Annotated in this window: 24 protein-coding genes; 12 read left to right on the top strand and 12 right to left on the bottom strand. The window is 50.3% G+C overall.

Features of this window, described 5'->3' with window-relative positions; all coding sequences use genetic code 11:
* Positions 1–113: 113 nt before the first annotated feature.
* Positions 114–317: a hypothetical protein gene (locus MLAB_RS01555; RefSeq protein WP_143702756.1), complete on the top strand. Its 204-nt coding sequence runs from the start codon at positions 114–116 to the stop codon at positions 315–317.
* 5 nt (positions 318–322) lie between these two features.
* On the opposite strand, the gene MLAB_RS01560 is transcribed toward MLAB_RS01555, so the two are convergent.
* Positions 323–577, bottom strand: a complete 255-nt coding sequence (locus tag MLAB_RS01560; RefSeq protein ID WP_011832679.1) for a TfoX/Sxy family protein — start codon at positions 575–577, stop codon at positions 323–325.
* Positions 578–1,243: 666 nt separating this feature from the next.
* Between MLAB_RS01560 and MLAB_RS01565 the strand changes: the two genes are divergently transcribed.
* The 3 genes from MLAB_RS01565 to MLAB_RS01575 all read left to right on the top strand — a co-directional run bounded on the left by MLAB_RS01565 (position 1,244) and on the right by MLAB_RS01575 (position 2,908).
* Positions 1,244–1,528 (top strand): autorepressor SdpR family transcription factor, encoded by a 285-nt coding sequence (locus MLAB_RS01565; RefSeq protein WP_011832680.1) that lies wholly within the window; start codon positions 1,244–1,246, stop codon positions 1,526–1,528.
* A complete protein-coding gene (locus tag MLAB_RS01570; RefSeq protein WP_011832681.1) occupies positions 1,518–2,159 on the top strand; it encodes an SdpI family protein in 642 nt (213 codons plus the stop codon). Before MLAB_RS01565 ends, MLAB_RS01570 begins: the two co-directional genes overlap by 11 nt.
* A 98-nt stretch (positions 2,160–2,257) precedes the next feature.
* Positions 2,258–2,908, top strand: a complete 651-nt coding sequence (locus MLAB_RS01575) for a hypothetical protein (protein ID WP_048061955.1) — start codon at positions 2,258–2,260, stop codon at positions 2,906–2,908.
* Between the two features lie 664 nt (positions 2,909–3,572).
* Here the strand turns inward: MLAB_RS01575 and MLAB_RS01585 are convergent.
* The 4 genes from MLAB_RS01585 to MLAB_RS01600 form a co-directional block, all read right to left on the bottom strand.
* The gene (locus MLAB_RS01585; RefSeq protein WP_011832682.1) at positions 3,573–5,288 is read right to left on the bottom strand and encodes a C1 family peptidase; all 1,716 of its coding nucleotides are present in this window, start codon (positions 5,286–5,288) and stop codon (positions 3,573–3,575) included.
* Between the two features lie 453 nt (positions 5,289–5,741).
* Positions 5,742–7,469 carry a hypothetical protein gene (locus MLAB_RS01590; protein WP_011832683.1) on the bottom strand — a complete coding sequence of 576 codons (1,728 nt, stop codon included), beginning with the start codon at positions 7,467–7,469 and terminating at the stop codon, positions 5,742–5,744.
* A gap of 157 nt (positions 7,470–7,626) precedes the next feature.
* A complete protein-coding gene (locus tag MLAB_RS01595; RefSeq protein WP_011832684.1) occupies positions 7,627–8,001 on the bottom strand; it encodes a VOC family protein in 375 nt (124 codons plus the stop codon).
* 85 nt (positions 8,002–8,086) lie between these two features.
* A complete protein-coding gene (locus MLAB_RS01600) occupies positions 8,087–8,248 on the bottom strand; it encodes a preprotein translocase subunit Sec61beta (protein ID WP_048061957.1) in 162 nt (53 codons plus the stop codon).
* 53 nt (positions 8,249–8,301) lie between these two features.
* Between MLAB_RS01600 and MLAB_RS01605 the strand changes: the two genes are divergently transcribed.
* The 5 genes from MLAB_RS01605 (at position 8,302) to MLAB_RS01625 (ending at position 11,586) form a co-directional block, all read left to right on the top strand.
* Positions 8,302–9,345 (top strand): amidohydrolase family protein, encoded by a 1,044-nt coding sequence (locus MLAB_RS01605; RefSeq protein ID WP_011832685.1) that lies wholly within the window; start codon positions 8,302–8,304, stop codon positions 9,343–9,345.
* A gap of 43 nt (positions 9,346–9,388) precedes the next feature.
* A complete protein-coding gene (locus tag MLAB_RS01610) occupies positions 9,389–9,817 on the top strand; it encodes a universal stress protein (protein WP_011832686.1) in 429 nt (142 codons plus the stop codon).
* Between the two features lie 188 nt (positions 9,818–10,005).
* Positions 10,006–10,851, top strand: a complete 846-nt coding sequence (locus tag MLAB_RS01615; RefSeq protein WP_048062171.1) for a CBS domain-containing protein — start codon at positions 10,006–10,008, stop codon at positions 10,849–10,851.
* Positions 10,852–10,921: 70 nt separating this feature from the next.
* A complete protein-coding gene (locus MLAB_RS01620; protein WP_048061958.1) occupies positions 10,922–11,191 on the top strand; it encodes a thioredoxin family protein in 270 nt (89 codons plus the stop codon).
* A gap of 59 nt (positions 11,192–11,250) precedes the next feature.
* A complete protein-coding gene (locus tag MLAB_RS01625) occupies positions 11,251–11,586 on the top strand; it encodes a hypothetical protein (protein ID WP_011832689.1) in 336 nt (111 codons plus the stop codon).
* Positions 11,587–12,167: 581 nt separating this feature from the next.
* Here the strand turns inward: MLAB_RS01625 and MLAB_RS01635 are convergent.
* The 6 genes from MLAB_RS01635 to MLAB_RS01660 all read right to left on the bottom strand — a co-directional run bounded on the left by MLAB_RS01635 (position 12,168) and on the right by MLAB_RS01660 (position 16,471).
* Complete coding sequence (locus MLAB_RS01635) at positions 12,168–12,392, bottom strand: hypothetical protein (RefSeq protein WP_048061960.1); 225 nt, start codon at positions 12,390–12,392, stop codon at positions 12,168–12,170.
* Positions 12,393–12,482: 90 nt separating this feature from the next.
* Positions 12,483–13,019: an aldolase gene (locus tag MLAB_RS01640; protein WP_011832691.1), complete on the bottom strand. Its 537-nt coding sequence runs from the start codon at positions 13,017–13,019 to the stop codon at positions 12,483–12,485.
* A gap of 1 nt (position 13,020) precedes the next feature.
* Entirely contained in the window at positions 13,021–13,938 is a 918-nt protein-coding gene (gene argF / locus MLAB_RS01645) for an ornithine carbamoyltransferase (RefSeq protein ID WP_011832692.1), read from the bottom strand.
* A complete protein-coding gene (purD, locus tag MLAB_RS01650) occupies positions 13,935–15,227 on the bottom strand; it encodes a phosphoribosylamine--glycine ligase (protein ID WP_011832693.1) in 1,293 nt (430 codons plus the stop codon). The genes argF and purD overlap by 4 nt, the downstream gene beginning before the upstream one ends.
* Before the next feature lie 210 nt (positions 15,228–15,437).
* Positions 15,438–15,947, bottom strand: coding sequence for an orotate phosphoribosyltransferase (gene pyrE / locus MLAB_RS01655; protein ID WP_011832694.1), 510 nt, complete (start codon positions 15,945–15,947; stop codon positions 15,438–15,440).
* On the bottom strand, positions 15,941–16,471 hold the full coding sequence (locus MLAB_RS01660) for a CDP-2,3-bis-(O-geranylgeranyl)-sn-glycerol synthase (protein ID WP_048061961.1): 531 nt from the start codon (positions 16,469–16,471) through the stop codon (positions 15,941–15,943). The genes pyrE and MLAB_RS01660 overlap by 7 nt, the downstream gene beginning before the upstream one ends.
* A gap of 126 nt (positions 16,472–16,597) precedes the next feature.
* Between MLAB_RS01660 and tes the strand changes: the two genes are divergently transcribed.
* The 3 genes from tes (at position 16,598) to yciH (ending at position 19,103) form a co-directional block, all read left to right on the top strand.
* Complete coding sequence (gene tes, locus MLAB_RS01665) at positions 16,598–18,073, top strand: tetraether lipid synthase Tes (protein ID WP_011832696.1); 1,476 nt, start codon at positions 16,598–16,600, stop codon at positions 18,071–18,073.
* A gap of 9 nt (positions 18,074–18,082) precedes the next feature.
* Positions 18,083–18,727: a DUF2115 domain-containing protein gene (locus MLAB_RS09340; protein WP_011832697.1), complete on the top strand. Its 645-nt coding sequence runs from the start codon at positions 18,083–18,085 to the stop codon at positions 18,725–18,727.
* A gap of 70 nt (positions 18,728–18,797) precedes the next feature.
* Positions 18,798–19,103, top strand: coding sequence for a stress response translation initiation inhibitor YciH (gene yciH / locus MLAB_RS01675; RefSeq protein ID WP_011832698.1), 306 nt, complete (start codon positions 18,798–18,800; stop codon positions 19,101–19,103).
* Positions 19,104–19,168: 65 nt separating this feature from the next.
* Here the strand turns inward: yciH and MLAB_RS01680 are convergent, their stop codons facing one another.
* On the bottom strand, positions 19,169–19,399 hold the full coding sequence (locus tag MLAB_RS01680; RefSeq protein WP_011832699.1) for a hypothetical protein: 231 nt from the start codon (positions 19,397–19,399) through the stop codon (positions 19,169–19,171).

The raw sequence follows: 19,399 nt of genomic DNA on the forward strand, positions 1-19,399 counted from the left end.
TTTACCCGGACGTTCCTATGCCTATATGTTGGCATGCATGAAGATTAACTGTTCCCGTAATGGTTTTTGAGTGTCCATTACCTTTAAACCTGAGGGTTGTGTATTTTATGTGTATGACGTCATTTTTCGAGTATCTTACCAAAGACGGGGCGGTTTTATCAACTGCCGTCGTCCTTCTCGGTGTAGTCGTTATTATCGCATCAGCAATTCTCTTATCGGGTTACAACTTTATCCTGATGCTCGCCGGGATCTTTGTCGGTATTATCATAATTATCATCGGCGGCAAGTATTCTAAATTCAAAAAAGAAGAGAACTAGCGTTTTTAGGAGAAGGAAGAGAAAAACTCTTTCAGTTCTTTTTTCGTCTCGGGAGGGAGAGCCGATTTTTTTACGCCTAACACCGCTCCTTCGAGTCCGTATAACCGGTGAAGACATGCGGTCTCGTCGATCGATCTGATCATCAGCCAGGCTTTTTTGCTGCCGAGTTCACGCAGCTGTTCAGCTGTGGTGATCCCGACTTTGTTGAGTTTTTCTTCGGTGTCTTTGCCGATGTTGGGTAATGTTGCAAGTTCACCCATGTGGTTTACCTAGCTTATCTATTGGTAGGAGGGGATGTTAATCTTACGCGGGGTTAGTGTAAATCCAATTCAGGAAGGTTAAGGCTGGGTGTGAATGAATAAGAAAAAGAACCGCGAATCTCCGCGAATTAACGCGAATCGCATTTTTTCTTGCGCCGTCGTGCTCTGCTCCGGCTGATGCGTGCAAATCGAAGATTTGCGTGCCGCCTCAAACAGGCTATGCCTGGTTGGGCTTCGCCTACGCAGAATCGCACGCCGTCTGGAAAAGTCCACGAGCTGAAAGCTCGTGAGACGTCTCAAGAGCCTTTGGCTCTTGGACAAATGCTATTGGAAAAACCGGCGTGCCGGTTTTTCTCTCCGTAAACTTCTCATTTGATGTAATCGAAAAAGAATGAAACAACAGAAAAACCCGCTGGCGGGTTTTTCCCCAGCATTTTTCAAGAGAGGGTGCGATTCTGCGTAGGCGATCAGCCGGAGCAGAGCACCCGAACGTAAGGAAAATGCGATTCGTGTTTATTCGCGGTATTTTAATCTCATGTTTCCACACCCCGCCATACCTTTTCCGAATTGAATCCACCTCAACACTGCATACATTCTCTTACCCCAAGCTATTTCGAAATCCATCAATTTAGAAATACATCTAAATAGTTTCGCAGACAACAGAGTATGAGTAATATGGGATTTCCCGAGACATTCAAGGCATTATCCGATCCGGTCAGGCGCGAGATCCTCACGATTCTGAAAGAGGGGAAGATGTCTGCCGGAGATATCGCCGGACACTTCGACATGACCGGAGCGACGATTTCGTATCATCTGTCCCAGCTCAAAAAAGCGGATCTTGTGACGGAGACGAAGTACAAGAACTTCGTGTATTACGAGCTGAATCTTTCGGTGTTCGAGGAGCTTATGTGTTGGATTTCCCAGTTCAAAGAGGTACAAAATGAAAATTGATAAAACCCTGATAATCACCTCGGTGATCTGTCTTCTGCCAATCATGCTGGGTGTCGTGCTGTATGACCGATTGCCGGATATGATTGCGGTCCATTTCGACTTTGCCGGCAATCCGGATAACTGGGCGCCGAAAGCTCTCGTTGTGTTTGGTCTGCCGATCTTTCTCTGTCTGATAAACATCATCTGTAACGTTTCTACCAGAAAATACGGCGGGGAAAATCAAAGCATGCTGGTGAAGTTCTGCCGCTGGCTTGTTGCGATAATCTCGATTGTGATCGTTCCGATTATGCTCTTTAAGGCTCTCGGTGCGGATATCCCAATCCAGATCATTGCCCCGGTGCTGGTGGGTGTTGTGTTCGTCGTCATCGGGAATTATTCGCCGAAGACGAAGCAGAATCCGGTTGTAGGTGTCAGGATTCCCTGGACGCTTGAAAGCGAGGAGAACTGGCGGCGGACCCACCGGTTTGCGGGGTATCTCTGGATGATCGGCGGGTTTGTACTGATTGTGGCCGCATTCTTCATGTATTACGGGTTTGCTTACATCTGGGCTGCTGTCTTTTTCGGGGTGATCATCTCGATGATCGCGGCACCGATCCTCTATTCATACTATCTGCATAAGAAAGGGATCTGATTTTTTCAGGAGAAATCAGGCAAAAATCTTTTTTTTCTTCGGGATTGAATTATTGTATCCCGGATAGATTTATGTAAGTAGAAAGATCAGTCACTTTCATGGTTATTTCCCGAGATAGAAAGAAAGTGAGACGTGAAGAAACATCCTCCCCTGCCGTCAAAGAAACCAACTGGAATTTTCTCGTAATTGTCCTGTCCACGATTATGGTGTTTATTGGCGTTCCTTCAATGTTTTCTGCCTGCTTTTCTGATTCAATGGAGGCTTGGGGCACAACGATATTTCTTATCTGTGCGAGTGTGATTGCATTTTTCTTGGGTATCTTATATTGTTACATTCCATCTATTTTGCTCAAGATACCATTTTCAGGGCGTGCCGCTAAACTCCACTGCTTTTATATAGCTCTAACAATTGCATTTATCCCTTTGGTGATTTACTATAGTTTCACAGGTCATGTGGACTATGTCCTTATTTATGTCATCTGTGTATGCTTCCTTTTTCTTATTGGACAAAATATTAATCGATCCTCCGAAATGTGTGTTAGTTTTAACAAATTACCTAATTTATGGCAGTTAGGTTTAACAATCATTATTATTGGAGGGGTTATTTGTTTGATCGGTGTATTAGCTCATTTTAATATATTGATTCTTGGGGGTATTGGTTTTATGATTCTTGGGGATGTTCTTTATATTATTGGGTCTTTACCACTCCTGAAAAAAATAATCAATGAAATATGGTGTAACGTAGATTAACAAAATAATATCCTCCATTTTTATACGTTTTCAGTATTAAAACAGACTATTTGTACCGGAAAATTAATCCGTTTGTGGGAACATGAAAAAAAACTGATGTAATTATGAGATGTGCTTCGTTTTCGTGTACGGCATTCATGTGGACACAAGAGAAAAAACTAACCGCGAATCGGCGCGAATCCCGCAAGCCTTTGGCTTGCTCCCAGAATCGGATTTGCTTATCCTCACTTTCGCAATCCAGCTTCGCTGTATTGCTCATCCCTCATCGGGAGCGTTCGGGCAAATCCTGTCGGCGCCCCAGCGCCTCCTCATGATTATTTTCTTTCTCCGTCTCATTTTGAGTCGGGAGTAAAAAGAAACATTTTACCATTTTTAGGACTGCTCGATGCATATTTCCCTCACAGGAGCCGCCGGGGCGGCGACAGGATTTGCCCGAACGCTCCCGATGAAGGGACGAGCAAGTCGAGGGCGGGCTGACCCGTAGGGGCAGCCTCAGCCGAGCAAGGCTTTGTCTTGCGAGAGACTTGCGAGAGTGAGGAATAGCAAATCCGATTCGCTTCGCCCGAAGGGCGGATTCGCGCCGATTCGCGGTTGGTTTAACTCATACATCCACACCCATCCCGACTCCTTTCTTCATTTAAGAATGCCAGTATACCCTGTCAACCTAAATCACTCCCATCGCCGGCAGGATCGTCTGTTTCTCCCCGAAAACCAGCATCCCTGTAAACCCTTCCGGCACAAATCCGCTCTCCATCAGCACCCCGTTTCGCTCCGCCGACACAAAAAACTCCTCCTCCGTCATCTTCACTGGAGAGAACGTAACCTCCCAGAAATTTGCCAGAGAACCTTTCTTCACCACTGCCGTCTCCCTTTTAACCTCCCCATCCGGGTAGAAAAGTGTAACCATGATCTCTTTTCCGGCCGCGAAGTTCGTCGTTCCGGAAACCGAAACACTTCGCTCCTTCATCGAAGCGGAGATTGGATCCATACCGATCCAAAACACCATGTCGTTTGTAAACGCCTTGATCCGCAGATTTGTCTTCCCGTCCGCGCTCAGATCCGTCCACCCCGTCCCGTCATTCAGATAACTCTGGCCCGCTTTTGCAAAGGTCACCGTCTCGACCTCCTCTGACACTGCGGAGGTGTCGATCGAGATATTCAGAGGCTCCCTCCCCTCAAGATCGTAGACAACCGAAAAGGTCTGCCCCTTCTCGATTGGGACCGGCTCATCCAGCCGGATCGTATAGTATCCGGGGAATGCGATTACCCCCTCCTGCTCTGCAAGCAGTGTCCCGGAATCCGGCTCATCCGGCAGAGGATCGGTGTAAACACGCAGCGTGTAGTTCACCGACTGGTTCGTATCGAGAGATACGGCCTGGATCTCTTCATTCCCGCCGCATGTGAAAATATTGCTGATGGATGCCGAAGTTTGGGTCAAGGATTCATTCAGAACTAGCGTTCCCCCGTCATACTGATAAGTGTGCCCGACCCATGGCTCGGTTCCGACGAAGAACGTGATCGGATAGGTCAGTTCCTCATACGGCATCCAGAAGTAGGTGATGTTCGAGAGATTGCTCCCCCACGAATTCTGGGCCAGCCATGCGCCGTCCTGTTTTGGCGTCACATAGAACTGCTCTTTAGAAAATGCATCATCCCAGCCGATCAGAATAACTGCATGCCCTCCGGCTGATTCCAGGTCTTCCCTGTTTGTATCTCCAAGAGAATACATCCAGTCCCCGTTTTCCAGCTCTTCCAGATAGGGCTCGGCAGGATTAAAGAAAAATCCGACCGCAGGTGCTCCCTTTTCGAGCATCATCGTCTTTACGTCTTCGATTTCCGTCGGTGGGATTATAATTACGGAGTCCAGAACGATCTCGTTCTCCGATATCGCCGTGTCTGCTGATGGGGCGGTATTGTTCCCGTAGGAATCGAAGGGGGTGGTGGATTCATTGACGGCGCCGAATCCGGCGGCAAGAGTATACATCGCCTGGGTTAGATCTCCCCCGAGAAGAAGCCCGGAGATGTTGTCCGGCGGATCGATTTCATCGATGTGCGTGGTGTCGCCCGCTATCCCTTCGAGTCCCGGATATGGAGATGCGAGGTCGACCAGTTCATCACGGTTGTAGGTGTAGTAGACCACCGAAAACGGGGAGAGATCGATGCCGGTGTATGTTTCTGGATCCTGTCTGATCATACTGGACTCAAGCGAACTGATGCTGGCGAAAGCCCAGCAGACCCCATAGATTCCCTGATCGGTAATCACGGGGGTGAGGTTTACATCCCGCATATCGTAGGAGGACGGCAGGTCTGCGGCGGCGGGGATGATGAAGAGCGAGGCGAGGAGAAGTCCGAGGAGAAGAAGGCGGGTTGGTATGGACATGATATTGTTGTTCTGACAAACTATAGAGAGGGGAGGGTATTAAGGTTTGGGAAGGCGGGGTGAGCCGTCAGGCTTGCCCTCAGCCGAGCAAATCTTTGAATTGCGACAGCGGGTTGGAAACGTAGTCGGCGACCAACTATTTTCATGTTAATACACAATATCCCCTCATGTAGGATGAATGTAGGATACATGGTGGGTAATATCCCATGAATTATCCTTGAATTTGGGAATAAGGGGTCATTATGACTCTATGTAGGTAATGTAGGATAAAATGAAATCCATCCTCTCCGGCAGAATATCTCTCAACTCGTATCTCCCTATTCACACAACGCAAAATCATCCTACATCCCTACATAAAAATACAAATACTCCTCCAAATCCAAAACAAAGAAAAATCCTACCGTAAATCTATGTAGGGTTGAGGATTTTCATCCTGCATTCCTCCTACATTACCTACATATCCTTCTGAGGATCCGTAAGGCATGTCTGTTTTTCCACAGGAACGAGTTTATATCGAACACCCAGAGGTGTCCGGCTCTTCATCAGAAACCGGTCATATCCCGCAAACTTCTGATCCGCAATCTGCGAAATCCATCTCCCCGCCATAACATCCGTCAGCGTTCCGGCGACCGCTGCATTCACCAGACGATCCGGTGCATAATCCAGAATCGTCTGCGCAGAAACCTGATGCTCCTTACGCTGCTCTCCTTCGCGGATCATCGCAGTCTTCAGCCCGGCGGCCGTAAACACTTCGCTCCCGAACGCGGCAAACAGCCGGGACAAAAGCTCGCATCCTTCCGTCTCCGCCTCATTCTCCTCAGTCTGGATCTCATCCAGATTCGAAAGGACCCTCGAAAACCCTGCTGCATACAGCGACCCGGCGATAACAGAATACCACTGCGGATACTCCGCCAGATTCCCCGGACACGGCGGAGGAGCCGGCCGGCCCTTCGCGATCCAGTTTTTCAGAAACACCGCGAATGCCCGCACGATTTTTGGGTGCATCTCCTGGGCATAAGCGATCAGCTCATCCTTTTTCCGGGAAAACCTCAGATCCTGCCAGGGTTTCTGCGCCATAATATTTGTCGCGATCACGCGTCCGCAGACATCCGCCGAGATCTTCAGATGGTTCCCGTTCACGCAGAACTGCGTAGTCACGGCCCGTTCCACCTGATTCAGCGTTCCAAAGTCGCGAAACGACGCTCTACCGTTTCCCGACGTCGCCGAAAGAAGAAACTCCGACACAAAATCCGCACCCGGCGGGACATTATCGATGACCGCATACAGCGGACTCTCCTTAACGATCGTCTTATGCAGCTTCTCCATCTCTTCCGTGCGGGACGGGGCAGGGTAGACCGGCATCTCGGCCCCGAACGCCGCAATCCCGTTGATCTGCTGCAGAAAACTCCCCCCGGTCCGCGGACTGTTTTTCCGCACGGCATGGATCGGAAACGGACCGGGAAGACTTGGTCGGAGCATCGCGGAAAACAGTGCCGCCAGATTATTTTCATAATCCGCCCGGTCTTTGAACAAAAACTCGCGATACACCGAATAGATATCTTCCCGTGCACGCGAAAGATCGTCTTCACTGGGAATGTCTGGAGCCTCTTCGATCTCCAGATCCCGGCAGAAATACCAGCCGGTCTCTTTCTCAAAGCCTTTCGCGGAAACGATTTCGCCGTTTTGCTTCAGCATTGCGCCGCAATGCACGCCTGTGATCTCCGGCAGACGATCCAGCTCCTTTGCCGAAGCCTTCAGCACGCTTTCGAGCAGGTCGAAGGGAAGCGGGATCTCGGTCTTGGATTCATCGCCCGGTTTGTGCCAGGAGGAAAGCGCTGTGAGCAGAATGCGAAGCCTTCCCCGGTCGAGAGGTGCGATCACTCCGTCCGTGATTTCGCACAGTCTGCCGGCATAGATGCCGACAAAGGAACGGTTCGCAGTATTATAATACCGGAGAGCCCTTCCGGCGCTTTTTACGGCTGCTGCCGTGTTTGCCGGCAGTTCCCGGGGAACCGGGACCGGCGAGACCGGGCAGTGTTTACCTTCGGGTTCGTCAGGATCGAAGGTAAGCGTGATATTCGAATGGCTGTTCGTTGGCGGAAAGAAGGTCGAGAGGTCGAGTTCTTCCGCCGGAGGGGAGAGGGTCCCCTCTCTGATTGGAATCGTCGAATCAATATTCATAAATTAGCTCGTATCCATACCGGCGGGAGGGTTGTTTCTCAGAATGCTGAGTGTTCTGTTTCAGGCCGGAAGAATGTAATCAGATATATGTTATGAATACATAAGAGCCGAATTTTTTTGTGATTTTTTCGCAAATTGGATATACATATATATGATATCATCCTCTGCCGATTGGCAGGATTTCGATCGTGTATCCGTCCGGATCCTCGAGGTAATAGATACCACTTGCCTCGTTGACCGACTTCACGCAGCCCATCTTCTGGTGTTTTTCGAGCGAGCCCTGAAAATCATCGGTCGAGAACGCCAGATGTCTTCCGTTGTCGCCCGGCTCATACGGTTTTGTTCGGCCGGTAACCTGCGTGAGTTCCAGTTTGTGATCCGACTGTCCGTCGCCTAAAAAGACGATCGTAACGTCCCCTGACTCGGGCACGATCCGTTTTACTTCAAAAAGTCCCAAAGCTTCTGCATAGAACTTCATCGACCGGTCGAGGTCGAGCACGTTGATATTGTTGTGGATCATCCGAAACTGCATACAGATACCTCTCTTTTAAAATATTTAAGCGATCCGTGGATCAGAAAAAAATGTTGAGATAAAATCTCACGTATATTATTTGGACTTAGATGAAAAGGTTCAGCAGGTAAATTACGACGCCGATGACGCCCGCGACCACTAAAACAACCGTTGGTTTAATGTGGAACGCTTTGCGGTCATCCGCATCGTAGTAGGTAACCAGACCTGCTGATGAACTTAGTCCTCTGCCCGAGCTCTTTGCTGCCATATCCTATTATATTCATCCTCTACCCATATAAAAGAACAGGAGATCACGGGTTGATGCAGGAGGAGATACTGGAAGGAATGGCATTCATCGGCGAGGAGTTTACCCCGCAGAATGTCGAAATCGTCATCGAAAACGGGCGTATCTCAGAGATTACCGAGCGGAAAACCACTTCCACGCAATGGATCGTCCCTGCTTTTTTCAACGCGCATACTCACATCGGCGACACGGTCGGGATGGATACAAAAATCGACCGGCCGCTGGCGGAACTGGTCGCCCCGCCCAACGGGTTGAAGCACAGACTTTTGCGGGAGACGCCGGCTCGCCGTCTGGTCTCTGCGATGCAGGATACGATTGCTTTTATGAAGGCGACCGGGACGCTTGGTTTTGCGGATTTCCGGGAAGGGGGAACGTCCGGCGTCGACCTTCTCAATCAGGCGGCCGATCCGTCGGTAGGCATGGTTATTTTCGGAAGAGACGGCGGCGAGTTTTCCGCCCGCGGATTTGGTCTTTCCAGTGCGAAAGGAACGAAAGAAGAGGAAGAAACGGTCCGCCTCGCAAAAGCTGCCGGCAAACTCTTCGCCGTGCATGCAGGCGAGGCGGGCGTTAAGGATATAGATGTTGCTTTTTCCCTCGAACCCGATCTGATCATCCATGCCACGCATTTCACGGGAGCCCACATCCGGGAAGCGGCCGATTGCGACATTCCGATCGTCATATGTCCGAGATCGAACTGGCTGCTTGGAGCAACTGCCGATTCCCGCCGGCCGCCGGTTCGTGAAATGCTGGATGCCGGATGCCGGGTTTTTCTTGGGACCGACAATGCGATGTTTGTGGCTCCGGATATGTTTGCCGAGGCAGCCTTTCTCCAAACCATATACAAAATCGATTCCGGCAATATCCTTCGGATGATGACGGACGGCTTCTCCCTTCTTGGCCGAAGGAACAGAATCGAGGCGGGAGGGCCTGCCGACCTCCTCCTTCTTGACGGAGGGTATCCCGGCCGCTGGACGCAGGATCCCCGCACATCTCTCTTAAATCGGGTTGGGTCGCGGGGTATCACTCGGGTCATTTCCGGGTGGAATACCAACTCTTTATAACCTTGGAGGAGTAATTTACTCATAAAGTAGGAGGTTTTAAAAAATGTTTACCAAGATACTTGTTGCGATTGACGGATCCGACATCAGCAAGAGTGCATTCAATAAAGCGATTGAACTGGCAAAAATGTCCAAAGCCGAGTTGCATGCGATCTACGTTATCGAGTCGGGCATGATCTCGCCCGGTCCGGTGGATGCTTCCTGGGAACTGATCTACCAGCGCTTCGAGAAAGAAGGCCGGGATATCATGGAAGAACTTGTCGAGGATGCATCCAAGAAAGGCGTGATAGTTACGCCCCATCTTGAAGCAGGACATGCCGGCGATACGATCATCAACATGGCTTCCGAACTGGAGTGCGATCTGATCGTTGTCGGATCCCGCGGAAAGAGCAAACTCGACCGCCTTCTTATCGGCAGTGTTTCTTCACATATCATTACATATGCGAAAACCAACACCCTGATCATCAAAAAATAAATCCCCTCAACTTTTTTCCGCGCGAATATCTGATTCGCCGGCATTTTTCCCTTGAAATCCGCAGCAGGAATGTAAGCGTTATTTATCTCCAGCACTCCAAAAAATACACACGGATTTTCTGCAAAAGGAAATCACAGGGGCCGATCATTGTGGCCGGCCCGCATCCAGAGGTGAATATCATGACGGAAATGTTAGCAAAAGATTACATGACAAAAGACGTTGTCACGGTCGAGATCCCCTCAGGCCGCGATGATGTTTTACGTATTCTCAAGCGGACCGGAATCAGTGGTGTTCCGGTGGTGAAAGGTCCGGAGAAGAAACTCCTCGGTATCGTTACCAGAAAGGATATTCTGCGTAAACCGGAGGAGACTCAGGTTGCACTTCTGATGTCATCCGAGCCGCTGACGATCCGCCCGGAGGTTACCCTCTCGGAAGCTGCAGAAATCATGACGAAGATGAATGTCCGCCGTCTGCCCGTTGTCGAAGGAGACAATCTCATAGGCATATTAAGCGTCTCCGATCTTGTCGGCGCAGTTGCCAAACTTCGGGACGTTCGCGAGATTAGACATGGTTTCGTCAGCAAAAGGACGTATGCGATGTGGGAAGAAACCCCTCTCCCGGTCGTCGGCCGGATCATGGAGCTTGCCCACACCGATGCAATGCCCATTCTCAACTCGGAGAACCAGCTCACCGGTATTATTTCCGAGCGTGACCTTATCAGATGTTCAAGCATTGAGGATGATGTTCAGACGAGCGACTTTTCGACCGGAACGGATGATGATGAGTGGACCTGGGAAAGCATCCGCGATAATCACACGATTTCCTACGGCGTCTCCAAAGTCGAGCTTCCAAACCGTCCTGTAAAGGTCTGCATGGTCAGAAAAGTCATTGCCGTCCCCAATAATGCGGAAGTCAGCGACTGTGCTCTGCGGATGAAACGCGGCCGGGTCGATCAGATGCCGATCATCGATAACGATCAGCGGCTTTCGGGCATGCTGTTTGACCGGGACCTGATCAAGGCTCTCATCAAATAACTCCTCCATAGGATTCTTTTTTTATTCCCTGATGGGAAGCTATATTAGTGTTCTTCTCCCAGTTTTAATTATGACAAAACCGGTATTGTACGACTTCTTCGCCACCTGGTGCGGACCCTGCAGAATTCAGAGCCCAATCGTCCATGATCTTGCCAAAAAAATGGAAGGCTTGGTTGATGTCCAGATGGTCGATGTGGATGAGCATGGGGACCTTGCCAACAAGTATTCCATCAGTGTAGTCCCGACTCTCATCATCGAAAAGGACGGGAAGGTCATCCAGCGTCTGGAGGGAGTGACCGACGCTGCAACTCTCGAGAGCCTTTTGAAGGCCCTTATCTAAACTGAAACGTCTTACCGTTTCACCATTCTTTTTTACAAACCAGTACCAATACTTTAGGTATGACTCCGATTTCAGTTGAAGTGATTGGCTATACCTACCGGCCCTGCGGTCCGTTTCCCTGCGATAAAGACCGGTCCTGCGGGCTTGTTGAGTGTTTCGAGAAGGAGACGCTGGCATTTGCGTTTCCGGCACTGGAAAAAGCGCTGAAAGAGAAGTACGGCGACCGTGTCTCCCTGATCCTTACGTCGCTGGATGAGGGGATCCCGGAGAGGGTTGTCGAGATTGTGAAAATCGATCACCCGCCGCTGCCGATAATTCTGGTGAATGGGCACGTTGTGCCGGTTGGGGCTATTTCCGTTCCAAGGATCTCGGAATATATCGATGCGGCACTCTGAACCCGCAATATTTTTTTTTAATTTCCCGTAGGACTTACGCGGTGGGCTTTCTCATGCTTCCATACCCAGCCATATACTTCCCGAATTGTATCTTCAAAATCATCACATATTTCCTGTCTGAATCCTTCACTCCAGATGAACTACCTGGAAAGCCCAAATGGGCAAAGCCCATTTGAGGCGGCACGCAAGCCGAAGGCTTGCACGCAACGTATAGGGGCCTCAGCAAATAGGATATCCCACCGCGGGCCGCTCCGCGCCGGAGTCGCGGCCCCGCACCCCAGGTCAAGAAAAGGGACTGTTCATCTATTTTTCCAGAAAAAAGACATGCAAGATAAGAAAAACCCGCACGCGGGTTTTTCCTCAGCATTTTTCCAGAGAGGGTGCGATTCTGCGTAGGCGATCAGCCGAAGCAGAGCACCCGAACGCAAGAAAAATGCGATTCGCGTTAATTCGCGGAGATTGGCGGTTAAATAACCTCAGGTTTTCAAACCCAGCCGTACCCTTCCCGAATTGGGGTCACAACCACACCGCGTAAGTCCTATTCCCGTAATGTTCTTCGTTAAAATCGGTCTCTGTTCACGTTATTCTTTGAGCATAAATGCATGGAACATGGAGGCCATTCCTGCGAGAAATAATCCTAACCCGACGACGACTGCCGGAATCTGCAAAATATCCGGTGTGCTGAAAAGTGCCGGGTACATCCCCAGTGCCGCCATAAATACTGCGCCGGGAAATGCAATGAAAAATCCACCTGCAAAAAACAGACATCTTTTCTTCCATGTGCTAAGATTTGCGATGAACTTCATTGATCGATGTTTGATACTATGCATCTCCTCATATAATTATTTTCAGCTCTCGACTCTGGCTAAAGATTGAGGTGGGAAAAATAAGAAAAATTATCTGTAGGTTTTCGTCAGATGCAGGACTTTGCAGCAGTGTTCGGCGAGCGAGGTGTAAAGATAAGCCTGATCCAGATCGCGGCCGGCTGCAAAGGTCCCGTGACCTTTGGCAATGACGATGTTGGCAGATGAAAGGCCTTTTGCCACTACATCTGCAAGCTGCTGTGATCCGCACGGGCCTTCGACGACCTGGATTGTCGGGGCGAGCAGGTGTCCTTCGCTGTCGATCGTCTCGATTTCGGCGTCGGCGAGGAGCGAGAGGGCCACGGCATACGGCGGGTGGGCGTGGACGATCGCTTTGTGTTCCGAGGCATTGTAGACTGCAGTATGCACCCGCCATTCGCTGGATGCTCCGGGAGTGACCCTGCCGTTTAGGGGCATAAGGACGATCTGTTCGGGGTCCGCGTCGAGGTAGGATCCGGTTTTCGTGATGAAATATCCATCATCGGTTCTTACACTCATGTTGCCGAAGTTTCCTCCAACCAAGTGTTCCGCAAACAACCGTTTGCCGATTCGGGGAAAGTCGGGCTGCATTTTAGTATCCTTGGGTCATCAGCCGAACGAGGATGGCTTTCTGGGCATGCAGCCGGTTCTCCGCCTGATCCCAGACCCCGCTCTGCATGGAATCGATGACTTCGTCCGTGATCTCCTCGCCCCGGTGGGCCGGAAGACAGTGGAGAACGAGAGCGTCGTCCGCCGCTTTGTTTAACAGGGCGGTGTCGAGCTGGTAGCCGACGAAGTCTTTGAGCTTGGTTTCTTTGATGTCTTCTTCGCCCATCGAGATCCAGGTGTCGGTGTAAATTGCGTGGGCATCGCTGACGGCTCTGACCGGATCATCGTAGATGGTGACTTTCCCGCCGTTTTCTTTGGCGAACTTCACGGCAGCCGGATCGGGTTCGTATCCTTTCGGGGTTCCGACAGCGATTTCCATGCCGGTTTGCACGGAGGCCATTATCAGCGAATTACAGACATTATTCCCGTCGCCGATCCAGGCGATCTTCAGCCCGTCCAGCTCTCCGAATTTTTCTTTGAGGGTTAATGAGTCTGCCATGATTTGGCAGGGATGCTCTTTATCGGAAAGGGCGTTGATCACCGGGATGGATGCGTATTTGGCGAACTCGGTGATCGTCTCGTGTTTGTAGGTCCGCATGATCGCTCCGTGTACGTATCTGGACATCACCCGTGCCGTATCGGCGACGGTTTCCCCGCGTCCGAGCTGTGTGTCTTTAGCATTCAGGTAGAGTGCATATCCGCCGAGATCGTACATGCCGACGTCAAACGACATCCGCGTTCTGGTGGATGCCTTTTCGAAGATCATTGCGAGGGTTTTTCCGGCGAGAAGCGGGTGGGGGACGCCGGCATACCGCTGGCGTTTGAGTCGGGCAGCCAGGGTGAGAATGTCTTCATACTCCTCTGCCGAGAGGTCGGTGATCGAAAGAAAATCTTTTTTCATGATCTTAATTCCTTCATGTGGGCGATGCGTTTTGCAAACAGCGCCTCTGTTCCGATATCACTCCGGTATCTGACGTTGCCGGATACATTCCTGCAGGCTGCTTCCGCATATTTTTCCGCTTCAGCAAGCGAGGCCCCGATCCCAACGTATGCCATCGTGCGGGAGGTCAGGGTCATCAGGACACCGTTTTCCAAAGCGATGTTTGCATAATAGAGAATGGTATTCTCTGCCGGCCCGACGGTGATGACATCGCCTGCATGAGGTTTGTCGGGGTAGTCCATCGGCACGATATATTTGCAGACCGTGGCTTTCTCCTCAAAGGAGACGTCGTTTGCCGAAAGCGTGCCGTTGATGATGTGTTCTGCGATGGTCAGGAAATCCGAGGTCAGGATCGACAACACGTTCATCGCTTCGGGGTCACCGAACCGTGCATTGAACTCGATCACTTTCGGCCCGGTCTTTGTGTTCATAAATTGGCCGTAGAGAATACCTTTGTAAGGACTTCCCTCTTGTGCGAGCGCGTCGATGGTCGCCTGCATGATGGAGATCGCCTTAGCATAGTCGTCTTCGGTAACAAAGGGGAACTTGTGGTTTTCGAGCGAGTAGGATCCCATCCCGCCGGTGTTGGGGCCGACATCTCCTTCAAAGGCGCGTTTGTGATCCTGAACGAGCGGCATGGGAACGAGATGTTTGCCGTCGACGAATGCCATCAACGTGAACTCTTCGCCGAGAAGGCGTTCTTCGAGGATGATGACCTGATCTTTCAAGGTCATGGCGTATTCGACGGCCCCTTCGCGGTCGACCTGTTCGCCCATGACTTTGACCCCTTTTCCGCCGGTAAGGCCGGTCGGTTTGACTGCAAGATCGCCTGGATATTCGCGAATGAATTCGGCGGCTTCTTTGGGGGTATTGCAGAGTTTGTATGCCGGGCAGCCGTCGATTCCGTATTTATTCATGAGGCCGCGGCAAAATCCCTTGTCGGTTTCGATGCGTGCAGCAGCTTTGACCGGGCCCACACACCCGATTCCTGCTTTTGTAAGGGCATCGACGAGACCTGCTTCGAGCGGGGCTTCGGGTCCGACAACGGCATATTGGATATTGTGTTCTTTTGCGAATGCAAGAACTGCGGGTACGTCCGTTTCTGCGTGGATGAAGGATTCGCGGGCTATTTTTGCGATGCCCGGATTCTTTTTCCCCATGACTGAGTAGAGTTCAACGTTCGCATTTTTGGTGAGTGCTAAGCAGATGGCGTGTTCCCTTCCGCCACCTCCGGCCACTAATATTTTCATATCCTTATCTATGGCGCGTTAACAGACAAATAATGTTTCCAATAACTTGGTATTTGCGGCTTCATATCACTTCACTGACTGAAAAAATACGAACCTTTCTTGTAATGAACTGCCGACTTTGTAATTCGACCATCTCTGAATAAAGATTGTTTCTGGTTTCTCAAATAAACCGGAAAGAAATGATCTTTTAGAGGCGCGAAAATGAGAAAATTATGCGAGAAGTTCGCTCGCTTTCACGAGCGGGTGCAGCGTGATCCCTTCTGCGGCGAGAAGTTCTTCTGCCCCGCCTTCCCGGTCAACGACGGTGACGACGGAATCGATCAGCGCTCCGGCTTTCCGCAGTTCTTCGACGCCGTACTTTGATGAACCGCCCGACGTCGTGACGTCTTCGATTAACAGGACCCGTTGTCCTTTTACGTTTCCGATGATCATCTGACTTTTTCCATGGTCTTTTGCTGCTGCCCGGATGACGGCGCACGGTTTATTTGCTGCCAGAGATACGGCCACGGCGAGCGGGACCCCTCCAACGGCGACGCCCGCGATACACTCGAAATCGTATTTTTTCGCGACTTCAGCTGCAATCTCGGAGAGGAGTTCCGGCTGCATGATCGCCGTTTTTACATCGATGTAGTATTTGCTTTGAGCACCGGACGCGAGGGTGAAATCCCCGAATTCCACTGCCTTATATTGAATCAGAAGGTCTAATATTCTGTTTACCATGGTACGTCCTTTAACCCGAGTAAGTATCCGATAATATTTGTTCCTCTATGTAATAGAGGTGATAGTATGAGGATGGCAATAATGGTCGCGATCAGGAATCCGACCGAGTCGAAATTTTCGGTGAACCAATTGAGATTCCCTGTCACGAGTAATGCGAGTGTCATCAGAACAAGGGATCCAACAACCATATCATACATATCCGCGATCGGCCATTTGGCTCCCCGGTCTTTTCCCAATCTGCGCTTGAAGTAGCTTTTGACCATATCTCCGAGAAGTGCTCCTGTGGCGAGGGCACATACGGTGATTATCGTCTGTTTCGGCAGGAATTCCAGATTGAAGTAATTATACAGAAAGATCTGCATTAATCCGAATATGATACCAACGACAATACCGCCGATCAATCCGCGCCAGGTTTTTCCATCTCCAAGGATCCTCCGTCCGTCTTTGGCGCATTTACCGAAATCGACTGGTGTCCCTCCGCCGAGCAAAGCTGCGGCAGGATTTGGAATGTATGCCGGTATCATAATCCATACTGCCCATAGACAGGCCATCCCCACAGTCGTTAAAATATCTGTTATCAAACTCTCACTCTCATTCTTTTATAGTTAAACGCGAATTACTATAATAATTATATTTCAAGGGAGTTAACCATGACGCCAATAAAAAGAACGAAAAGCCTGTGCCCCGTCTGTGGTAAATTGCTTGACGCGGAAATCATTGAGGAGGACGGTGCAATATGGATATACCGGACCTGTCCGGAACACGGTTATGCAAAGAATCTGTACTGGTCGGATGCCGAGATGTATCGGCGGTTCGACACCTATGACCGTGTGGGAAGGGGTGTGGAAAATCCGAATGTTGACCTTCCGGGAGAATGTACGACCCGCTGCGGTCTTTGTGCAAACCATAAGTCTGGAACGCTTCTTGCCAACATCGATGTTACGAACCGCTGCAATCTGAAGTGCGAGTTCTGTTTTGCCAATGCCCGGGCCTGCGGATATATCTATGAACCGACTTTTGATGAAATCACTTCGATGCTTGCGCTTCTCAGGAACGAAAAGCCTGTCCCCTGTCCGGCGGTTCAATTTTCCGGCGGCGAGCCCACGATGCGTGACGATCTCGTCGATCTCATCAAAAAAGCCAGAGAGCTTGGTTTCAGCCAGGTTCAGATGGCATCGAACGGCGTCAAACTTGCCCAGAATCCCGAACTTGCAAAGAATCTGCGCGAAGCCGGACTCTCTACCGTCTATCTCCATTTTGACGGCATTTCCAAAGAGACGAATCCTCTTCTGGAAAAAACTTCGCTTCCGGCAATCGAAAACTGCCGGAAAGTCGGTCTTGGTGTCGTGCTTGTCCCGACGATCATCCATGGGAAGAATGATCACGAGATCGGCGGCATCATTAAGTTTGCAAGCAAGAATGTCGACATCATCCGGGGTATCAACTTCCAGCCCGTAGCCTTTACCGGCGCGGCAAAAGAGGATGATGTTCTGCGCGAACGCGTGACCATTCCCGATATCACCCGCTGCGTGGAGGAACAGATGGGCGGCAAGCTCAAATCATCCGATTTCTATCCGATCCCGTCCGTCATGACGATCTGTGATCTGATCGAGGCATACACCGGAAAACCCCAGATCATGTTCTGCGCTCACCCTCACTGCGGAGCCGCGACCTATGGATTCGTGAATGACGAGGGTGATCTCGTCCCGATCACCCGGTTCGTTGATGTTGACAAGTTCTTCGCCGAGGCAAACGTCCTCGCAGAAAAATTCAAGACGACCGGAAAAACCGGTAAATATCTGGCAATGGCCACCGGTCTTGGCAAGATCAACAAGGCCGTCTCTAAAGAAGAAGTCGAAGGCATCCGGATCGATTTAAAGAAACTCATCTACGATGCTCTCGTCAAACATGACTACGACTCGCTTGGAAAATTCCACGAAAATGCTCTCTTCATCGGCTCGATGCATTTTATGGATGCCTTCAACTACGACACCGAACGGGTATCCCGCTGCTGTATCCACTATGCGACGCCGGATGGAAAACTCATCCCGTTCTGTACGTATAACAGCGGTCCGACCTATCGGGAAGCTGTCTGGAAGAAAGGCGCAAAACCGCTGTCAGAATAAGGTGGCCTGATGGGATTTTGGAACCGGGAGGGGACGTCCCTTTCGGGAACTCTTTTTTCATGGGATGAGTTTGCCCGCGTGTCCCGCAAAGGTGCTCTTCTCGCTCTCCTCAAAGAGAAAGGTCAGCTGTATTCTCCCGAAGATCTGGAGCTGATGCTTAACCGGTATGCAAAAAAGCTGGAGAATGTTCCCAAAGAGTACGGGGATTCTCTCATGCAGTATGCCCGCATCCAGATCGTCGACGGATACCACCGGATGATGACCGACGAGCTTACGCCGATCCATGCTGCAGTTCTGCTTCCTCCCTCGTGGAAAGCATTTACGGCCGACGCACGGAGAGCTGCTTCGAAAGGAACGCCGGGAGACCGTCTGCGCTCCCTCAAATATCTGATCGCCGCTTATTCCGTTTACATCAAAGACGAACCGGTTCATCCGGTGGGTATGCCGTTTCCCGGCGGATTTTCCGTGGAACAGTACGACGGTGAGTATTACTGCCCGGTCCGCGCAGTCTGGAATGATATTGATGATGCCTTCTGCAAATACTGTCCTGCAATCCAAAGCAGGGAGCGCGATCTCCTTTTATCGAAAGCCGAGCGGGATATTGTGACGAAAAAAGAGAAACTCAATAATTATTTCTATAATTTCAAAGGATAAATCCCGGCATGTTTTACACCTCAAGTCAACCATATATATTTTAACTCGCCGGCACCAACTAACTACTGCAATGAACAGTGGCATCTGCCCGAAATGTGGTTTACCAAAGGAACTCTGTATTTGTGAAGAAGTCGCAAAAGAACAGCAGCGTATTAGCGTTAAAGTCAGCAAGAGACGGTACGGTAAAGAAGTGACCGTTGTCGATGGTCTCGATCCGTATGAGATCGATTTAGAGGATCTGTCCAAGTTTCTCAAAGGCCGGCTTGCATGCGGTGGCACCGTGAAGGAAAATTCTATTGAACTTCAGGGAAATCACCGTGACAGAGTAAAAGCTCTTCTGACGTCACGCGGGTACAGTCTCGAAAATATCAATTAATATATCCAATATTTTTCAGTCTCTCTTTTCGTATAGAGGATCGGCTCTTTTGAAAATAAAAAAAGTTAGCTGTCAATGAACTCCTTTATCTTCTGATAAAGGAACTCATTCGCTTTTTCGATCTCCTCTTTCTTTCCCCGAAGTGCCAGCAGTTCGCGTTCGTCGTTCACCATGTTGGCATAATTCAGCGGACGGGTGACACTCACGAGTTCTACGTCGAACTTGAGTGCGGCGTCGCGGATGATCGTTCTCGGCGTTCCCGGAGGAATGACTAAATCAAATTCTTCGTCTTCCAT

It is taken from the genome of Methanocorpusculum labreanum Z (assembly GCF_000015765.1).
Lineage (GTDB): Archaea > Halobacteriota > Methanomicrobia > Methanomicrobiales > Methanocorpusculaceae > Methanocorpusculum > Methanocorpusculum labreanum.

Coding starts and splice junctions, on each gene's coding strand:
- MLAB_RS01555 (WP_143702756.1), top strand. CDS start 114: ATGACGTCATTTTTCGAGTATCTTACCAAAGACGGGGCGGTTTTATCA.
- MLAB_RS01600 (WP_048061957.1), bottom strand. CDS start 8,248: ATGGCAGCAAAGAGCTCGGGCAGAGGACTAAGTTCATCAGCAGGTCTG.
- argF (WP_011832692.1), bottom strand. CDS start 13,938: ATGAAAAAAGATTTTCTTTCGATCACCGACCTCTCGGCAGAGGAGTAT.
- MLAB_RS01590 (WP_011832683.1), bottom strand. CDS start 7,469: ATGAATATTGATTCGACGATTCCAATCAGAGAGGGGACCCTCTCCCCT.
- MLAB_RS01680 (WP_011832699.1), bottom strand. CDS start 19,399: ATGGAAGACGAAGAATTTGATTTAGTCATTCCTCCGGGAACGCCGAGA.
- MLAB_RS01595 (WP_011832684.1), bottom strand. CDS start 8,001: ATGCAGTTTCGGATGATCCACAACAATATCAACGTGCTCGACCTCGAC.
- MLAB_RS01660 (WP_048061961.1), bottom strand. CDS start 16,471: ATGATACCGGCATACATTCCAAATCCTGCCGCAGCTTTGCTCGGCGGA.
- yciH (WP_011832698.1), top strand. CDS start 18,798: ATGAACAGTGGCATCTGCCCGAAATGTGGTTTACCAAAGGAACTCTGT.
- MLAB_RS01610 (WP_011832686.1), top strand. CDS start 9,389: ATGTTTACCAAGATACTTGTTGCGATTGACGGATCCGACATCAGCAAG.
- MLAB_RS01565 (WP_011832680.1), top strand. CDS start 1,244: ATGAGTAATATGGGATTTCCCGAGACATTCAAGGCATTATCCGATCCG.
- MLAB_RS01570 (WP_011832681.1), top strand. CDS start 1,518: ATGAAAATTGATAAAACCCTGATAATCACCTCGGTGATCTGTCTTCTG.
- MLAB_RS01605 (WP_011832685.1), top strand. CDS start 8,302: ATGCAGGAGGAGATACTGGAAGGAATGGCATTCATCGGCGAGGAGTTT.
- tes (WP_011832696.1), top strand. CDS start 16,598: ATGACGCCAATAAAAAGAACGAAAAGCCTGTGCCCCGTCTGTGGTAAA.
- pyrE (WP_011832694.1), bottom strand. CDS start 15,947: ATGGTAAACAGAATATTAGACCTTCTGATTCAATATAAGGCAGTGGAA.
- MLAB_RS01635 (WP_048061960.1), bottom strand. CDS start 12,392: ATGAAGTTCATCGCAAATCTTAGCACATGGAAGAAAAGATGTCTGTTT.
- MLAB_RS01585 (WP_011832682.1), bottom strand. CDS start 5,288: ATGTCCATACCAACCCGCCTTCTTCTCCTCGGACTTCTCCTCGCCTCG.
- MLAB_RS01615 (WP_048062171.1), top strand. CDS start 10,006: ATGTTAGCAAAAGATTACATGACAAAAGACGTTGTCACGGTCGAGATC.
- MLAB_RS01575 (WP_048061955.1), top strand. CDS start 2,258: ATGGTTATTTCCCGAGATAGAAAGAAAGTGAGACGTGAAGAAACATCC.
- MLAB_RS01560 (WP_011832679.1), bottom strand. CDS start 577: ATGGGTGAACTTGCAACATTACCCAACATCGGCAAAGACACCGAAGAA.
- MLAB_RS01640 (WP_011832691.1), bottom strand. CDS start 13,019: ATGCAGCCCGACTTTCCCCGAATCGGCAAACGGTTGTTTGCGGAACAC.
- MLAB_RS01620 (WP_048061958.1), top strand. CDS start 10,922: ATGACAAAACCGGTATTGTACGACTTCTTCGCCACCTGGTGCGGACCC.
- MLAB_RS09340 (WP_011832697.1), top strand. CDS start 18,083: ATGGGATTTTGGAACCGGGAGGGGACGTCCCTTTCGGGAACTCTTTTT.
- MLAB_RS01625 (WP_011832689.1), top strand. CDS start 11,251: ATGACTCCGATTTCAGTTGAAGTGATTGGCTATACCTACCGGCCCTGC.
- purD (WP_011832693.1), bottom strand. CDS start 15,227: ATGAAAATATTAGTGGCCGGAGGTGGCGGAAGGGAACACGCCATCTGC.